Genomic DNA, 17237 nt, shown 5'->3' with positions numbered 1-17237 from the left:
CACAATGCAATGGAAAAGGTAATAGTAAAGAAGACAAGCAGGATACTCGGCGGCCATCTTTGGATATTCTCAAATGAACTCATGGGCAGCCCAAATAATTATGCACCTGGTTCACTTATAGAGGCATATGACAAACAGAATAATTTTTTGGGCATTGGCTATATAAATCCAAATTCTCTTATTTCCATCAGGCTCCTGACACGGAGATATGAAAAGGCAGATGCCGATTTTTTCAGAAGGCGCATTCTTGATGCCATAGTTTACAGAAAAAGCCTTTATCAGGACATCCATTCCTGCAGGATTATTTTTAGCGAGGGAGACTTCCTCCCCGGTTTGATAGTTGACAAATATAATGACTGTATAGTCGTACAATTTCTGACTCTCGGTATCAATAACATTGGTGATATGATTCTCAATCTGCTTGACGAGATATTCTCCCCGTCAGCGATAGTTTTGAGAAACGACAGTCAGAGCAGACTGCTCGAAGGACTGACAATGGAGAAGAAGGTTGCCAAAGGGTCTCTTGAATCATTGCCTGTTATAAATGAAGATGGGATAGCCATTGAGATTGATCCTATGAGGGGGCAGAAGACAGGATTCTTCCTCGACCAGAGAGAGAACAGGATAGCCCTCAGCAGGTATATTAAAGGTGGAAAGGGGCTTGACCTTTTCTGCTACTCCGGGGCATGGGGTATGCATCTGGCCAAAGCAGGGGCATCCGTTACATTTGTGGATGAATCCGAAACAGCCCTGTCTGCAGCAGGGAGGAATGCGCAGTTGAATAACCTTGAGGATAGGTGCGGATTTATAAAAAAAGATGTGTTCAGCTATCTGAATGAGGAGTCAAAGGCAGGAAGTTCCTGTGATTTCATTGTGCTTGACCCGCCTGCATTTGTCAAAAGCAGGGCAAAAATCCGGGAGGCTGTAAGGGGTTACAGGGAAATAAATGCAGATGCAATGAGATTGATAAGAAAAGGGGGCATCCTTGCCACATCATCATGCTCTCACCACATTGACCGGTCTCTGTTCCTTGAAATACTCCGGGACTCTGCAAGGGATGCAGGCAGGAATGCACGGCTGATCGAATACCGCTACCAGGGCAGAGACCACCCTATACTGCTGTCTGTTCCCGAGACTGAGTATCTGAAATGTGCCTTTCTTGAGGTAATTTGACTTTGCCGGCAAGTCTCATGTAAACTTATACGATATGAGAACAGGCCATGGGAAATTCCTGACATTATACCTTATTGTGATAATCGTCGTTTCTGTATCAATTGCATGGCCTCCTCAGCCTGCAAACAGTGTTGTGCCTTCAGAAATTTGCCCAAAACATGACTTCTCAACAGGGGAATACACATCATGCTACTACTGCCACAATGCCGAGTCAGAGGGCGAGGCTGGGTTTATCATAGATACAGACAGTCAGAATTGTCTGAGCTGTCATGACGGAACAACTGTAGATGCATTTGCCTATACCACACTTGGCAGCGCTGCCTCACGCATTGCCGGACGCGCAGCTATAGGCCACATGAATGGCGTTAACCACCCCTTTTCAGTAAGTTACACTGATGCCAAAAACGTAAGCCCTACCCTCAAATTACGTATAGCCCCTGCAACTGGCACTGTGCCACTCTTTAACGATAAGGTCGAATGCGCAAGCTGCCACGACCCGCATAGCTGTAACAACCCCCTCTTCCTGCGCATTTCAAATGACCGCAGCGCCTTGTGCCTGGCATGTCATGATATGTAGACAAACAGAATGGAAGAAACACCTGACAGGCATTCATCCCAGCCCTAACTTTTCCATCAGCCGTCCAAGCATTTTATCGGCTCTTGCCCTCTTTGCCAGTTTGCGCAATCTTTGCAGATCATATTCCGCTTCAACAAGGAGTTTAGATGCATCGGCAACATCCTGAAAGCTGCCGGCCTTCAGCTTAAGTACTATCAAGCCCTCCGGCCTGACAAGAGGAATGGACAAACCCTTTAATACCTCAACAACCATGCCTTCTTCTACTATTTCCGCTTCCCATTTCCGGCTGGCAAATATTATGTCAACAGGTACATTCTCTCCTGACAATACTTTTATGCAAAACTTTATCTCATCTTCCAGTGCGCCTGTTTCGAGGCTTCCCTTGAAGCCGGCTATTAATAGCTTCTTCAGCAAATCTTCGATGGCAGCGCGAGTCGTTACCGATAAATCCGCTAATATATCTATGTCTCTGGTTGCCCTCGGAGTAACCCATCCGCCAACAGCGAGGCCGCCAATAAGCGCATAAGCCTTAATATTTCCTGCATGTTCAAGAATCCTTATTATCTCTTTGAGGGTTTTTTCCATATTATTTCTTCTGAAAGCCGGATGGTTTCTCTTAACCTTTCGGCGACTGTTTTAGGGGTAACAGACCTCAACAGGGGATCAATCCTTACTGCCGTTTTACCAGGGAACAATTCATCATAGAGATTCATGATCTCATCAAAACTTATAACCTTATTTTTCCCCATGTTTAAACCTTGGCTTAATTCCTCAATCCATTTGATATATTGCCAATTTCGGTGAGCCATGCCATCCAAACTTTGAAGCGAGTATATTATCTTTTTAAATTAATGTAAAGGTGTACACCGGAATCGGGTTAATGGAAGAGCAGCAATTTCAGAGACATATATTACTAACCCTATTTTTTGTCATTATTGTAAGGCAAATAACAGCATAACTGACTATAGCTGGTTATGCTGTTATTCCAGAAATCCATGGATGTGGTACAACTGTGGTTGTTCATATGATGACACTGGTTTTTACGCAGGTTATCATATTGAAATTCCAAGCAACTTACAGGTTGCCTCCCTACCCTATGAGCCTGCACCCTCCTTCAACTCCTGCATCTATTCCTTCTCCGGCCCCAGAACCAACAATGGTGCTTTCTAACTTTTGGTTATTGATGATGGCTATTATTAGGAAGGGTCTATTATTTTATTTCTAATGGGGAAATGCCAAAAAACATTTCAATAAAAGCCTCTCGTTCTGAACGCAGAACTGCTGAATATCGGCCATTCCGTGGTGTTACCCTGACATATTGATCCAGAACTATAGCAGCCCTATCTGCCTTATAAGATTTTAGATAGGGAGCAGTTTGCTTTAAGAGGTCCAATGCCTGGCGGTTGGAAATTTGATACGTTTTACTTGGTGTGTGATTGTTGCTATAAGTTCGTTTGCCTGTGATACGTCCGGCTCCCACGCTATTTTGGACGTAATTCAAGAGGTTATCCTCTGTACTACTAATACTGACAACAAGCTGGCGATTTTCATTGCGGTGTCTTCGAGATAATGTGATTGTCCCTTCTCCATCTATAAGACCTGCAATGTATGAAGCCTCAACAGCAGTAAGTGTTTTTACTTTCCTATAAGCTGTATGCCTTACTCCTATCATATTTCAAATCGTAGAACAATTTCTTAAAAAAAATAAAGCCCCTGATAATGAATCAGTCAGGGGCTTTTTACCAAATTGGTGGAGGCGGCGGGACAGCGTTTCCACTTCTTTCGAAGTGGGCTGGACTATGCCTTCATCCAAATCCCCCTATCCCCCTTTAGAAAAGGGGGTAAAGAAGATCTGGATGCGGGGCATCTTATCCGCAGTCTATGCGGATCTTAGTATTCGCTCATCTTTTCCATGAAAATAAGACCAGCGAAGCTATAAGTCTCTACAGGGCAGCCCTGGAGTTTGCCCCCTTGCTACCCCTCGGCGTTGCCATGACATCCCTGCCCCCTCACCCTAACCTTCAGAGTGGATAGGCAGATTGCCGGGATGCCGTCAGGTTTCACCGATGTGAGCCCCGTTTTCATTTGGGGATTTCTCCCCAACGCGACCATTGATCGAACCCGCGTCCGGAAATGTTCTGCATCAGGACATCTACATGCTTAGCCGTGCGTATTAAGGTTTCGCAGTCCCCCATGCCCGCAGGCAGGCTCAAAGGAACCGCTATCCCGCTGTAGTCTCACCCGCCTCCTGCAGGAGGAAAAGGCAGGCCAGCCTGTAATTATGACACCCTTACCTGCGGCACAGGCAGCCTCAGGCAGGGCATCGCTGCTTAATTAGGCAGCGAGTGCAAAATCTGCGTTAGCAGTTGTGTTTTTCCCGTTTGTTTTATGAGGCCAACGGGACCTCAGCATGCAATCCTGGCCTCACGATCCCCGTCGAAGCCAGTCGCCCCCAGTCTACGGGCGAAATAAATGTCTTTATACGGCGTTGGACTCCTCAGGGAATCCTCAACGTACTAAAAAGTACGCCTCCGGTTCCCTTCGTCGTCCGCCTTGTCTAAAGCCATTTCTTACGCCCTTTGTTATGCTATATTATCAAAGAACAAAGTTTCTGCTTAATGCTGTCAGTGAGGCTCGTAGAACTCGCTGTCTATTGCGGCCCTTATATCTTTTATGCTGTGCCCCTTGTCATGCAGCTCTTTCGCACGAATAGCCTCCATCATGCATATATCGCATCCTGAGCCGTGACCATCTGTAAAGCATGTCCTGAGGCTTCTATGACCATGCTCCTCTGCACAGTAACAGTAACAGTATAGCTGGTCAAGCACCTCGGGTATTTCTGCCGCTGCTGCATAGGCCTCCCTGATCTGACCTGTAAAATAGACTGTGGGCACTATAGCGCCCATTTCTCCGCCACGCCAGTCAGGGTTGTTTTTATACGCTAAATAGACCCTGGGCTGACTGCTGTCAGGTGACTGCGTATTTATTTCAGCAGCCTGTTTCTGACAACCTGCAAGTAAGAAGACTGATGCTAAGAATACTACTATTAAGTTGCCTCTGTTCATTTGAAAATGCTCCTGCGTACCTGTCATTCCCACAGAACTTGTCCCCGCATGATTTAAGCGGGGAGTGGGAATCCAGCATCAGGCCCCGGTCTGGATTCCCGCTTACGCGGGAATGACGTTTTCATGATCCGTTGTGAGCCCCGGCACATGATGGTTCACTCGAAAATCCCCGTTCAAATCCCCCCTATCCCCCCTTTACTAAAGGGGGGAACTGATTCCCTCTTTTATATTACTTTCCCCCTTTGTAAAGGGGGACTAAGGGGGATTTTCATCATCATTTGTTACTCCTCGCTACTTCTGCCTCTCCCTGAATGCCTGTGCCACCTCTCTGCCGGCATCCCTCTTCCTGATGTCTTCCCTTTTATCGTAGAGCTTCTTACCCTTTGCCACACCTATCTCCACCTTTGCAATCCCCCTCTTGAAATATACCTTCAGGGGGACCAGGTTATACCCCCTCTGCTGAATCTTACCGAATATCCTGGATATCTCTTCCCTGTGGAGCAGAAGCTTGCGCCTTCTCCCCTGCTCATGATTATTTATATTGCCCGCCTTATAGGGACTGATATTGCAGTAGAGAAACACCTCTCCCCCCTCAACCCTTGCATGACCGTCTTTGAGACTTACCCCGCCATCACGCATGGATTTGATCTCAGTACCCAGCAACTGTATACCCGCCTCATAGGTATCTTCAATAAAATAATCGTGATACGCCTTCTTATTTGTTGCTGCAACGCCCTCATCCATAACTCTATAACCCTTTAAATAATCTGATAAATATTTGAATCTGCTGTCAGATTATGATAACATAACAGTCAGTCAATGGCAAACGCAGTATGATTTTTGTATTGACAAGCCCTTATTAGTTTTTTATGCTTTAGCATTCAGTGCCGAAGTGGTGGAATTGGCAGACACGCATGTTTGAGGGGCATGTGGGGTTTCCCGTGGGGGTTCAAGTCCCCCCTTCGGCACCAAATTCAAAATGACCGTTCTACGTCAAATCCTCTCTGACACTTCGGACAGGGCAGTCCTCGTTGACAACCTTAAAAACTATCTGTCAAAGAAACGTCAGGAAATTCTTGATCTCCACAAAGGCGGGGCATCCGGACTGTATATTGCAGCCCGCATCGCCAGCCTCACAGACGAGATAATTACCGAACTTTACAACTATGAATTTAACAGATATGAGTCATCTCATAATCTCCCTGTTAAAGACAGATGCAGTGTTATCGCTGTAGGCGGCTACGGACGAGGCGAGCTAAACCCCTTCTCAGACATAGATATTATGTTCCTTTACTCTGAAGATGCAAAGGACGCGGTCGAAACCATATCAGCAGGCATACTCTACCTTTTGTGGGATCTGAAATACAACATAGGGCACAGTCTCAGGACCATAGAGGATTGCATAAAGATAAGCGGAACAGACTTCACTGCAAGGACTGCCCTTATGGAGTCAAGGCTGATCACAGGCAGTGAACTGCTGTTTAATGAATTTCACAAGACATTTATGGAAAAGGTCATTACAAGAAACGTACGCGCCTACATAGATGAGCGCATGAAAAATATGCAGGACAGATACAGACAATTTGGCACCTCCGTCTATCTCGTCGAACCAAATGTAAAAGAGGGGAAGGGGGGCCTTAGGGACATACACTGCCTCAGATGGGTAACCATTGCCCGTTACAGAATAGATTCACTGGCTGAATTTCACAAGCAGGGATACATAACGAAGGTAGGATACCAGGAGCTCACAGACGCAAAGGATTTTATGCTCAGGGTCAGAAATGAACTCCACTTCCATGCAAACAAGGCCGCAGACGTGCTTACGGTTGAGGATCAGTGGAGGATTTCAAAACTCTTCGGTTATACGGATGAGACGCACCGCCTCGGTGTCGAGACATTCATGAAAGATTATTACATGCATGCCTCTCATATCCACGACATATCTGTAAGGGCGATAGAAAAGGCCCTTCCTGTCCAGAAGTGGAAAAAAGGGATGGAATCCATAACATCGAGATTTGTCAAACCATGTTATGTACTTACAAGGGATACTATTCATGTTCCTGAGCGTTATCAGGAAGTCTTATTACGTGATGGCAAGAATGCCGTATATCTCTTTTATCTCTCACTGATCCATAACCTCAGGATATCAACGCATACCATGAGTATGCTTTACAGAAATTCCGCCTCCATACCGGACGATCTCAATCAGTCTCCTGAAGTAAACAAGATATTCCGGATGATCCTGTCCTGGCCACAGGGCATGGCAGATACAGCACGTGAGATGCACAAGGTAAAACTCCTTCAAAAAATAATTCCTGAGTTTGGGAAAATATCATGTTATGCATCTTACGACTATTATCACAAATATACAGTAGATGAACACAGTTTCCTTGCCGTACAGATGGCTGAGGAACTATTGATATCCAACAACTATATCTCAAAGGTCTACAGGGAGATTAAACGAAAAGACCTGCTTCACCTTGCCCTGCTTTTGCATGATGCCGGCAAAGGGAGCGGTGAAGACCACTCAATAAGGGGGGAGCTGATAGCCACAAGGGTGGCTCAGCAGCTGGGCTTTAATGAAGATGAAACGGCCATCCTTGCCCTTCTTGTCAGGCATCACCTTGTAATGCCAAACATAGCCTTCAGAAGGGATCTGAGTGATACCAAGGTTATCCTCCTCATTGCACGGCTTGTGGCAAAACCAGAAGTGTTGAAAAAACTCTTTATCCTGAGTTATGCAGATATCAATGCAGTAGGTCCTGACACATGGAATGAATGGAAGGAAAACCTCCTGAGCGAGCTCTATATTAAGGTACTGGAAGAATTAACCGGGACACGGGTGACATATTCAGAAGAAGAGCTGATTGCGAGGATAAAGAAGAATATCGGAGAGAAGCTCTGTTTGATCTACCCTCCTGACTGGCTTGATGAACAATTGCACTGTATGGAAACGCGTTATCTCCTGATCACACCGCCTGAAAAGATAATGAATCACCTTCAGATGATCAATCAACTGAGAAAGGATACAGATGCCAGGGTGCTCGTTGATGTGATCCTCGACAGGGGTATTGCTGAGTTTACCATATATACATACGACAACATCACCCCCGGGATCTTTTCAAAGATTGCAGGAGTCCTTGCCGCAGCAGGATATAACATCCTCGACGTCCAGATCTATACCACAAAAAGGGGGATCGTTATAGATACGTTCCGTGCCCGGGACCCGTATCCGGAAGGTGTGTCTTCACAACTACGGCAGACCACTGTTAGAAAACACATATATGAAGTGCTTACAGGAGCTGCAACAGTTGAAAATATGTTCCTTAAATACTCAGGCAAATTGCCGCGAAAAAAGACTATACCGGTAACAGCTCAGACTCAGGTTGAAATAGACAACGAATCTTCAGATGACTTTACCATCATAGACATATTTGCTGCAGACAAGCAGGGACTCCTTTACGTAATCACAAGGACCATATTTGAACTCGGACTCTTGGTGTTTTCATCCAAAATAGCCACCCACGTTGAACAGATAGTTGATGTGTTCTATGTAAAAGACCTGTCAGGAAACAAAATAGCAGAGCCGGAAAGGATTGCGGAAATAAAGCACATTCTGCTCAATGCGATTGAGATGTACCAGAGGTCATGACTTATTGACTCCATCCATCAGGGTCATTATAAATCCTTTCCCATTTCCTGCCGATATATAGCACCTATACAATGCTCAACTTTATAAACTCAAACCCGGACGTAGTGTCCTTCATATATGGACTGGTCTTAGTAGTCATGGGACTTTCCATATTCTTCAAACCCAGGAACGAAAGCGAATTCAGGATAGGCAGGATATTGTGGTTTCTTGCCGGATTTGGCATCATACATGGGTTAACCGAATGGCTTGAGATGTGGGCCATCATAAAAGGCAGAGGCCAGCTGCTCGATCTGGTACACTGGTCCTGTCTAGCCGTCTCTTACTGTTTTTTGTTTGAGTTTGGCCGCCGGATGTTGATGGTACAGCCTGAAGGGACATCCGGCTTGCAAAGATCAGCAGTACGTTATTTAAAATGGTATACCTCGCCACTTATAGTGCTTTTGATATTTTCAGCATCTTTAAAATCAGACGACTTTTGGATGACCAGCTCAACGCTGACAAGATACTTTATGGGCTTTCCTGGTTCTTTATTAACCGGAATTTGTATCCTTTTATATTACTGGGAACAGAAAGGGAGATTAAGGCCGCTCAATGTGGGAAGAAACTTCCTGGGATTATGCATATCTTTTATCATATATGGCCTTTTAGGAGGATTGATCACCCCCCCGGGATCTTTCTTTCCTGCAAATATACTTAATACAGAGGTGTTCCTCCTGACTGTTGGAGTTCCAGCAGAGGTATTCAAGGCAGCTGTTGCAGTCTCTGCCGCATATCATTTGGTCAGCATTTTGAGGATATTCAACCTGAATTTTATCGGCAGACTTGAATGCGCCGCAGAAGAGTCAAGGGCTGCACGTAAACAATTAGAGACAATAGTCAGGGAAAAGACAGAGGAATTGAATAGTACGAATACACACCTTCAGCAGGCAAAAACACAACTTGATCTCCTCTTAGAGTCTGTGCCCATGATAATTTACCGTTGCAGAATTGAGGGGGGCCGCTTTATACCTGTCTATGTAAGTTCCACATCAAATGATTTCTTTACACCCGATACAAATGAATATTTAGATAACCCGGACTGGTGGCCTGAAAGGCTGCATCCAGAGGACCGGGACAAGGTATTCTCAAGATTCCCAAACCAATTATTCAGAGACGGCTTTGTTATTCACGAATACCGCTTACGTAACAGGAACGGGACATACAGATGGCTGCACGACCATGTCAAATTAATACAGGATGAGCAGGGACAACCGGCCGGGATCGTGGGTTCATGGCTCGATATCACTGAACGAAAGGACCAGGAAGGCCTTATCTCACACATGGCCTACCACGATATACTTACAGGCCTTCCCAACAAGAATATGCTTATTGACCGGTTTAACCAGATACTCCCCCTCATGAAGAGGCGCAAGCAGCGTACTGCCATATTGTTTATTGACCTCAATCGCTTCAAGTTAATAAACGATACGCTTGGTCACTCTATGGGAGACAAGGTACTTAAAGAGGTAGCATCCAGACTTTTAGAATGTATCAGAAGCAGTGACACGGTGGCCCGCCTTGGAGGCGATGAGTTTGTGATGGTCTTCCCCGAAATCAGCAGGATAGAAGATGTCTCCATGCTGGTAGACAGGGTATTTACTGCGCTGGAACCACCACTGATATTAAAGGAACATGAATTTACGATTACCGCATCTATAGGTGCAAGCATATGCCCTGACGATGGTGAACATCTGGAAACACTGCTTAACAGGGCTGATTCTGCCATGTACAAGGCAAAAGAAGAAAAACAAAACTGCTATAAATTCTACACAATGGATATGAGAAGGCACGATGTGGAGAGACTTAAACTTGAAGAAAAATTAAGAAAGGCCTTTGAGAATAATGAGTTCTTACTCCATTATCAGCCCCAGGTAGATGTCCTGAAGGAAGAGATAGTCGGGATTGAGGCCCTTGTCCGTTGGAAAAACCCTGACATGGGACTTATTCCCCCTGGAAAGTTTATTCCACTCGCCGAGGATACGGGACTTATCATCCCATTAGGGGAATGGATAGCAAAGATCGCATGCAAACAGAACAGGGGTTGGCAGGAGAATGGTCATAATCATGTAAAAATGGCTATTAATGTCTCGAAGCTGCAGTTCAAGCAAAAGGACTACGTAAAGACCATCAGACGGATCCTGAGTGAGACCGGTCATGACCCCAATCTGCTGGAGATTGAGATCACCGAATCAATAATAATGGACGATTTCGATGCCACAATCAGGCTGCTCAATGAAATAAGGGCCCTGGGAATAAGGATCGCCATAGATGATTTTGGCATCGGTTACTCATCACTTGGATATCTGAAAAACATGCCTGTAGACATACTCAAGATAGACCAGTCATTCATCAATAATATTACCGTTGATGAAGATGCCAGGGCAATTTGCCATGCCATCATATCAATGGCCCATAGCCTCAATATAGATGTCATTGCAGAGGGGGTAGAAACAATTGAACAACTGACACTCCTGAAGGAACTAAACTGCAGAAAAATACAGGGATATTTCATTTCAAGACCTGTACCGTCCAATGATATTGAGGACCTTCTCATAAAAGAGTGGCAATTCACAGCCATTCAATAATCTTCCATGAAGTTTAGTCTCAGTGCCGGTCAGGTCCTTTTAGATGCGGCTGGCCCCTGAATATCAAAATTAAGTATTTGCTGAAGCAGTGGATTCTGAAGATAAGTAATGGGGTGAGCGAGGGGACTTGAACCCCCAACCTCTGGAGCCACAGTCCAGAGCTCTAACCAATTGAGCTACGCCCACCATAGGCATTATAGGGGTCAGGTCTTGCATTCGAGCATACAATCCTGATTGCGTCTGAGTTAATGGCAATAGATGCTTGAATGCAAGACCTGACCCCTTGTCTCTTTGATTTTAACTTTATTAATAACCGGATGTCAATAACTCCCTTGCCATGGCGAGCGCCTCTCCATGGCTGTTTACCTCTCCTGTGTCCTGTGCGCTTCGTACCTCCGCAAGTATACGTCCCATCTCAGGTCCAGGCTCCATCCCAAGGGCAATCAGGTCTCTGCCGGTAATGAGATCTCTCTTCCCGATCCTTTTCTTAATAACCTCATAATAGTCCCTGACTGTATCCATTGACCACCGGAGGAATTCCTCCCTCTCCTCTGGCCTTGAATCAGGGCCTGATGTGCTTTTTGCATCTGCCATACCGACAATAACGGACGGAACTGCATCATCTTTCATCTTCCGGAACCACCTCATCTTTGTGGAGGGCTTCACTCCATGCCGTGCAAGGTCAAAGAGCCGGATATGCTCAGCAACAAGCAGGGCAAGAAAGTCCCTGTCCCTGTTCGACATCCGAAGCCTGTGTGCAATCTCATAAATTAATTCCGCCCCCTTCTCATCATGACCGTAAAATGTGATACGGCCGGTGTCAGGATTAAGTCCCCTGCATGCGGGTTTCCCGATGTCATGAAAGAGTGCGGCCAGCTTGGTAAGTGAACGCCTGTTATCTCTCTCAAGGTTTGCTGCAACTTCTCCTGTAAACAGACTGCTTATGTCTTTTAGGATACCCTCGCAGTTCTCCATTGTAAGCATTGAGTGCTCCCACACATCCTTATGGTGAAACGCATTCTGGGTGCTACCCTTCATTTCCCTGATCTCAGGAAATATTACCTCTAAAATCCCAAGCTGATCCATTTTGATAAAATAAGAGGCGCTGTCAGTCGTTTCAAGTATCAATAATAATTCAGATAAGATCCGTTCACCTGATACTGTCTTTAGTAAATCAACAGATGCCTTAATCCGGCTGAGGGTGTCAGGAAAGATACTGAAATTTAATAGTGCAGAGAAGCGGAATGCCCTCAATATCCTGAGGGGGTCAGACTCAAAAGCGCCATGTCCGGTCACCCGTATTATCTTTTCCCTGATGTCCTCAGCACCATTCAGAGGATCAATAACCCCGGCAACACCTCCTCCCCTGTTAACCTCAATTGCTATGGCATTGATGGTAAAGTCCCTCTGCATAAGGTCATCATTTATGGTCTCCCCTCTCATTTCTGCAATGTCAATGTAATTGCTGCTATCCTCTCTTTCCACTATGCGGTAACACGGGGTTTCCGGTTTTTTCTCCATCGGCACGATTGCGGCATTATGGTATACTGCCAGATTATATGCAAAATCTCCTGCCCCCCTGCATGTAAGGTCTACGTCCTTTGGCGGCATTTTTAACAACATGTCACGGACAGTCCCGCCGATCAGAAACAACTGTGGGACATCTCCTGGATATTTATGCAGCCATTTTTTAAGTGATGTTATATTCATATCAGGTTTTCATTGACAGTTGTAAGGCTTAACTGATACATTTACTTTGTTAACTGTACATTCTGTACAAAAGCTTCCGGAAATGCAAATCTTTCCGCTGCCTGATCACGGCACGTATCTTTAAATCATATAATACATGTGCATACCACAACGCACAGTAAGGGGCAGGTAATCATGCTTGAAACATTACAAAAATACTTTGGCTATAAGAGTTTTTACCCCCTTCAGGAGGATATTATCAGGGAGGTCTTAAGTCAAAACGATGTCTTTGTCCTTATGCCTACAGGCGGCGGCAAGTCTCTGTGCTATCAACTCCCTGCCCTGCTCTTTGACGGTCTGACAATAGTCATCTCGCCGCTGATCGCCTTAATGAAGGACCAGGTTGACGGTCTGCTTGCCGATGGCATATCCGCGGCCTTCATTAACAGTTCACTTAATTACCTTGAGATCGAGGCACGGAAACAGGACCTGACAGCCAACAGAATAAAGATCCTCTATATCGCTCCTGAGCGCCTGCTTATGCCGGAGTTCCTGCAGTTTATACAGCGGCTTGACGTATCGCTGTTCGCCATAGATGAATCCCACTGCATCTCAGAATGGGGGCATGATTTCAGACCTGAATACAGGCAATTGAGTATGCTGAAAGAGAAATTTCCGGGTGTGCCTGTTATGGCGCTGACGGCTACGGCCACTCCTAACGTCCGCAGAGACATTGTTTCACAGTTAAGGCTGAATAATTGCAGGGTATTCAATGCAAGTTTCAACAGGGATAACCTGTACTATCAGATCAGGCAAAAGGATAATCCCTTTAAACAATTACTGCACTATCTGGGAGGGCGGAAAAGAGATTCCGGGATTATCTATTGCCAGAGCCGCAAGAGTGTGGAAGAACTTGCTGAGAGGCTTCAGGATAAAGGATTCCGGGCCCTTCCATATCATGCAGGCCTTACTTCTGAAATCAGGTCCGGGAATCAGGAGCGCTTCATTCATGATGATGCAGAAATCATCGTAGCAACCATCGCATTCGGCATGGGTATTGACAAACCCAATGTCCGGTACGTCATACATTATGACCTGCCCAGGAGTATCGAAGGGTACTATCAGGAAACAGGACGTGCAGGAAGGGATGGCTTGAAGAGTGAATGCATCCTGTTTTTCAGTTATGCCGACAAATTCAAGATTGAACACTTCATTGAAAACAAAACTGATGAGAGAGAAAAACTGTCTGCATACAGGCAGTTACGGGAGATAATCGCCTACTGTGAAAGCAATGTCTGCCGGAGACGGGTCTTACTGGCATATTTTGGTGAGGATTTCGATAAACCAGGCTGCGGCAACTGCGATATCTGCCTGGAACCAAGAGAGCAGTTCGACGGGACCATCGCTGCACAAAAGATATTATCATGCGTCTACAGGACAGGTGAACGGTTTGGGATAACTTATGTTACAGACGTCCTGACAGGCTCCAGGAATCAAAAGGTATTGGAAAATGGTCATGATAAAATAAAAACATATGGCGTGGGTACGGAATATCCCAGGGCTCAATGGCAATCTTTTACCCGTGAATTGATTCAGTTGGAATACCTTAAACTGGATGGCGATAAATATCCTGTCCTCAAATTAAATGAAAAGAGCCGCCCGGTTTTATTTAATAATGAAAAGGTATACCTGACAAAACCTGAAGAACGGCTCCACGCAGCTGAAGATAAGAGAACCCGTGAAAATCCCAGGGACAAAAGATCCAAAGATGAGGGAATGGATTATGACCACACATTATTTGAGCGCCTGAGGACCCTGAGAAAGACGCTCGCTGACAATGAAAAAACACCTCCATACGTCATCTTCCACGATACTGCATTAAAAGAAATGTCTGCTTATTTACCCAAAAACCTGGATGATTTCCGGAAGATCAGGGGGGTCGGGGAACAAAAATTAAAAAAATACGGCGAGGTATTTATAAGCGAAATTTCCGGCTACCTGGGGAGCTGAAAAGAAAATATATCTGTCCCCTTTTTTCTCTACAGGTCGCCTTCCCACTCCTTGTAGAACCTGTCAAGATATTCCTCCATGTACCTGTGGCGGTCATCTGCCATCTTCCTGGCGATCTTTGTATTCATCCTGTCCTTTAATAGCAGCAATTTCTCATAAAAATGATTAATACTCGGCCCTGTACTCTTAAAATAAGAGTCCTTGCTCTGATGGAGCACAGGCTCTTCCCCAGGCACATGAATAGGACGGTTCTTATGCCCGCCATACGCAAAGCACCTCGCTATGCCGACAGCCCCGATCGCGTCAAGACGGTCTGCATCCTGCACAACCTTTCCCTCAAGCGTGCGCATCTCAGTCGCCACACCGGCCCCCTTGTACGACATAGTCGCGATAATGTCGCAGACATGATCAATAACGTCATCCGGCAGCTTATACCCTGACAGGATATCGCGGGCTACCTTTGGCCCGACTGTATCATCGCCGTTGTGAAACTTGTGATCCGCTATGTCGTGCAGGAGGGCAGCAAGCTCCACCAAAAACATATCAGCCCCCTCTTCACGCCCTATATGCTGAGCCATCTTCCAGACACGGTAGACATGCCACCAGTCATGGCCGGAACCCTCGCCTTCAAAGCGCCTTTTTACATCTTCTGCAATACTCCCGATGACAGCCGTATCATTCATGATAACAAACCTCCTGTAGATATGTATAATAACATTCCTGATATTATTCGGTAAACCATGGGGAGAATCTTATGGCGCGGCTGGCAGGAGTCGAACCTGCGACCTAGTGATTAGAAGTCACTTGCTCTATCCAGCTGAGCTACAGCCGCATTGATTAAATAGGGACAGCGACTATTTATTATAATAAATAGTCGCTGTCCCTATTTAATCTCAAATCTGGTCGGGGCGAGAGGATTCGAACCTCCGACACCCTGCTCCCAAAGCAGGTGCGCTACCAGGCTGCGCTACGCCCCGAAAGTTTACGTTCAAAAACACCCTGTTGTTGATGATGAAAAATGTCCATTTGTGCACTTCCCTGCATCTGAACATTTTTGAGCATCAACTAAAGCTATAAAGAAGAATAGTTCCTTATATTAATTGAGTGCGGTTTTGTTGTCAACAGCTTACCAGTTTGTCTGACTCCATCCGCACTTATTTGCAATTGCGCGTAATCTCCTGCCCGGATTCACAACAGATGGATTGCCGACACTCCGGAACAAGGCGCTATCAGCCATGCTGTCACCGTAGGCAAAGCACTCCTTAAGGTCAAGAGAGTGTTCCTTCGCATATCCGACGGCAATATCGCGCTTCAGGTCTGCATAGGGGACCGGCGGTTTAATATCGCCTGTAAAATATTCACTCTCCCTTATTGTTTTACATGCAATGAAGTGGTCCGCCCTGACAAACCGTGATAACTCATCAGCGAGTATATCAAGCGTGCCTGACAATAACACAATGCTGTGTCCTGCATTCCGGTGCTCTTTGATCCTGGCCAGCGCCTTTTCAGAGATTTGCGGTACGATCTTTTCTTTGAAGCACTGTCCGGCCAGGGACTTCATTGGTGTTACTGACTTGCCCTTCAGATAAGGACGTTTTGAACGGATTGCTATTCCGGATTTGTCATTAATATTCCTGAATATGAAGGAAGCAGTTCGCAGGACATCCATTATCGTAATGCCCCCATGGGTGAACAGGTACTTAATGAATATACGCTCCATAGAAGTACCGCGCACTATCGTGTGATCAATGTCAAAAAAGGCGGTAATCATTTAGCTCCCCTTACATACTTAAATCCATCCGTAATTACAGGGACTGCCCTGACTAAACACAAAAAGACCGTTAAATAAACGAGCACCATGCCGGCCCCATAAAACATGGCCTGCCACTCGGCACTGAATAAGGGCGGGGACTGCTTCAAGCCTTCAGAATAAGCTATATAGAGTATGAGGTAGCAAAATGTCACTACTTTTGCAGTACCATATAGGGCTCGGCTAAACCTCGATGATACAATGAACCTCCCAACGGCAGTACATATCATGGTTTTCTCTCCAAAAGGGGTTTTACCATGGGCGAGGGCTAAGGATCTTAGGCTGTCAGTTACGATGCCGCGCACGATCACGACTATTGGAACCCACACAGGGATCAATCTCAAATGCGCAAAGACGATCCAGAGACTACTTTCAACTATCCTGTCACCCATGATGTCCAGCACAGCCCCAAGATGTGTTGCAGTCCCTCTTTTTCTTGCAATGGCGCCGTCTACCCAATCCATGACAATGACAAATATCACTATCAAAAAGGCCAGGGCTTCGCCATATATCTTGTGGCTATATATGAAACCTATCCCAACAAATAGTAGTATTACACGCACTATGGTTATTATGTTTGCCATAATAATACAGGATATTATACACGACATAAAAAATCATTGAAACTTTCTGGCCA

At 45.6% G+C, this 17237-nt stretch carries 14 protein-coding genes, 4 tRNA genes and 1 other RNA gene; 6 read left to right on the top strand and 13 right to left on the bottom strand.

Translation table 11 applies throughout. The annotated features are described in order from the left end of the window. Positions 1–9 precede the first annotated feature (9 nt). Both IT393_01160 and IT393_01155 read left to right on the top strand, forming a co-directional pair. Complete coding sequence (locus tag IT393_01160) at positions 10–1173, top strand: class I SAM-dependent rRNA methyltransferase (GenBank protein MCC7201262.1); 1164 nt, start codon at positions 10–12, stop codon at positions 1171–1173. 34 nt (positions 1174–1207) lie between these two features. Next, complete coding sequence (locus IT393_01155; protein MCC7201261.1) at positions 1208–1750, top strand: cytochrome c3 family protein; 543 nt, start codon at positions 1208–1210, stop codon at positions 1748–1750. 33 nt (positions 1751–1783) lie between these two features. Here IT393_01155 and IT393_01150 read toward each other — a convergent pair whose 3' ends face one another. The 6 genes from IT393_01150 to smpB all read right to left on the bottom strand — a co-directional run bounded on the left by IT393_01150 (position 1784) and on the right by smpB (position 5559). Continuing rightward, positions 1784–2335, bottom strand: a complete 552-nt coding sequence (locus tag IT393_01150; protein ID MCC7201260.1) for a hypothetical protein — start codon at positions 2333–2335, stop codon at positions 1784–1786. Further along, positions 2311–2499, bottom strand: coding sequence for a hypothetical protein (locus tag IT393_01145; GenBank protein MCC7201259.1), 189 nt, complete (start codon positions 2497–2499; stop codon positions 2311–2313). Before IT393_01145 ends, IT393_01150 begins: the two co-directional genes overlap by 25 nt. A gap of 461 nt (positions 2500–2960) precedes the next feature. Then, complete coding sequence (locus tag IT393_01140) at positions 2961–3422, bottom strand: hypothetical protein (GenBank protein ID MCC7201258.1); 462 nt, start codon at positions 3420–3422, stop codon at positions 2961–2963. Positions 3423–3862: 440 nt separating this feature from the next. Then, positions 3863–4197, bottom strand: a transfer-messenger RNA (tmRNA) gene (gene ssrA, locus IT393_01135). 177 nt (positions 4198–4374) lie between these two features. Beyond that, the gene (locus IT393_01130) at positions 4375–4815 is read right to left on the bottom strand and encodes a hypothetical protein (protein ID MCC7201257.1); all 441 of its coding nucleotides are present in this window, start codon (positions 4813–4815) and stop codon (positions 4375–4377) included. Positions 4816–5106: 291 nt separating this feature from the next. Then, on the bottom strand, positions 5107–5559 hold the full coding sequence (gene smpB, locus IT393_01125; GenBank protein MCC7201256.1) for an SsrA-binding protein SmpB: 453 nt from the start codon (positions 5557–5559) through the stop codon (positions 5107–5109). Positions 5560–5701: 142 nt separating this feature from the next. On the opposite strand from smpB, the gene IT393_01120 reads away from it, so the two are divergent. From IT393_01120 to IT393_01110, 3 genes are all read left to right on the top strand, one after another. After that, positions 5702–5786: transfer RNA gene (locus IT393_01120), tRNA-Leu, on the top strand. Between the two features lie 8 nt (positions 5787–5794). Then, positions 5795–8467, top strand: a complete 2673-nt coding sequence (glnD, locus tag IT393_01115) for a [protein-PII] uridylyltransferase (GenBank protein MCC7201255.1) — start codon at positions 5795–5797, stop codon at positions 8465–8467. 71 nt (positions 8468–8538) lie between these two features. After that, a complete protein-coding gene (locus IT393_01110) occupies positions 8539–11091 on the top strand; it encodes an EAL domain-containing protein (protein ID MCC7201254.1) in 2553 nt (850 codons plus the stop codon). Positions 11092–11200: 109 nt separating this feature from the next. On the opposite strand, the gene IT393_01105 is transcribed toward IT393_01110, so the two are convergent. Together IT393_01105 and IT393_01100 are read right to left on the bottom strand one after the other, a co-directional pair. Further along, positions 11201–11277 (bottom strand) — tRNA-His (locus IT393_01105). A 120-nt stretch (positions 11278–11397) separates the two neighbouring features. Beyond that, entirely contained in the window at positions 11398–12801 is a 1404-nt protein-coding gene (locus tag IT393_01100; protein MCC7201253.1) for an HD domain-containing protein, read from the bottom strand. Between the two features lie 174 nt (positions 12802–12975). Here IT393_01100 and recQ point away from each other — a divergent pair, with 174 nt between their 5' ends. Next, positions 12976–14790 carry a DNA helicase RecQ gene (gene recQ, locus IT393_01095; protein ID MCC7201252.1) on the top strand — a complete coding sequence of 605 codons (1815 nt, stop codon included), beginning with the start codon at positions 12976–12978 and terminating at the stop codon, positions 14788–14790. 29 nt (positions 14791–14819) lie between these two features. Here recQ and IT393_01090 read toward each other — a convergent pair whose 3' ends face one another. The 5 genes from IT393_01090 to IT393_01070 form a co-directional block, all read right to left on the bottom strand. Beyond that, on the bottom strand, positions 14820–15473 hold the full coding sequence (locus IT393_01090) for an HD domain-containing protein (protein MCC7201251.1): 654 nt from the start codon (positions 15471–15473) through the stop codon (positions 14820–14822). 72 nt (positions 15474–15545) lie between these two features. Continuing rightward, positions 15546–15622: transfer RNA gene (locus IT393_01085), tRNA-Arg, on the bottom strand. A 68-nt stretch (positions 15623–15690) separates the two neighbouring features. Continuing rightward, positions 15691–15767, bottom strand: a tRNA-Pro gene (locus tag IT393_01080). 149 nt (positions 15768–15916) lie between these two features. Beyond that, complete coding sequence (locus IT393_01075) at positions 15917–16561, bottom strand: HAD-IB family hydrolase (GenBank protein ID MCC7201250.1); 645 nt, start codon at positions 16559–16561, stop codon at positions 15917–15919. Beyond that, the gene (locus tag IT393_01070; GenBank protein ID MCC7201249.1) at positions 16558–17211 is read right to left on the bottom strand and encodes a CDP-alcohol phosphatidyltransferase family protein; all 654 of its coding nucleotides are present in this window, start codon (positions 17209–17211) and stop codon (positions 16558–16560) included. Before IT393_01070 ends, IT393_01075 begins: the two co-directional genes overlap by 4 nt. Positions 17212–17237 lie beyond the last annotated feature (26 nt).

The sequence above is a fragment of the Nitrospirota bacterium genome, from assembly GCA_020851375.1.
Taxonomy (GTDB): Bacteria; Nitrospirota; 9FT-COMBO-42-15; order HDB-SIOI813; family HDB-SIOI813; genus RBG-16-43-11.
The sequence above is the reverse complement of the archived record's forward strand: the minus strand, read 5'-3'. Positions and strand labels throughout refer to the sequence as shown.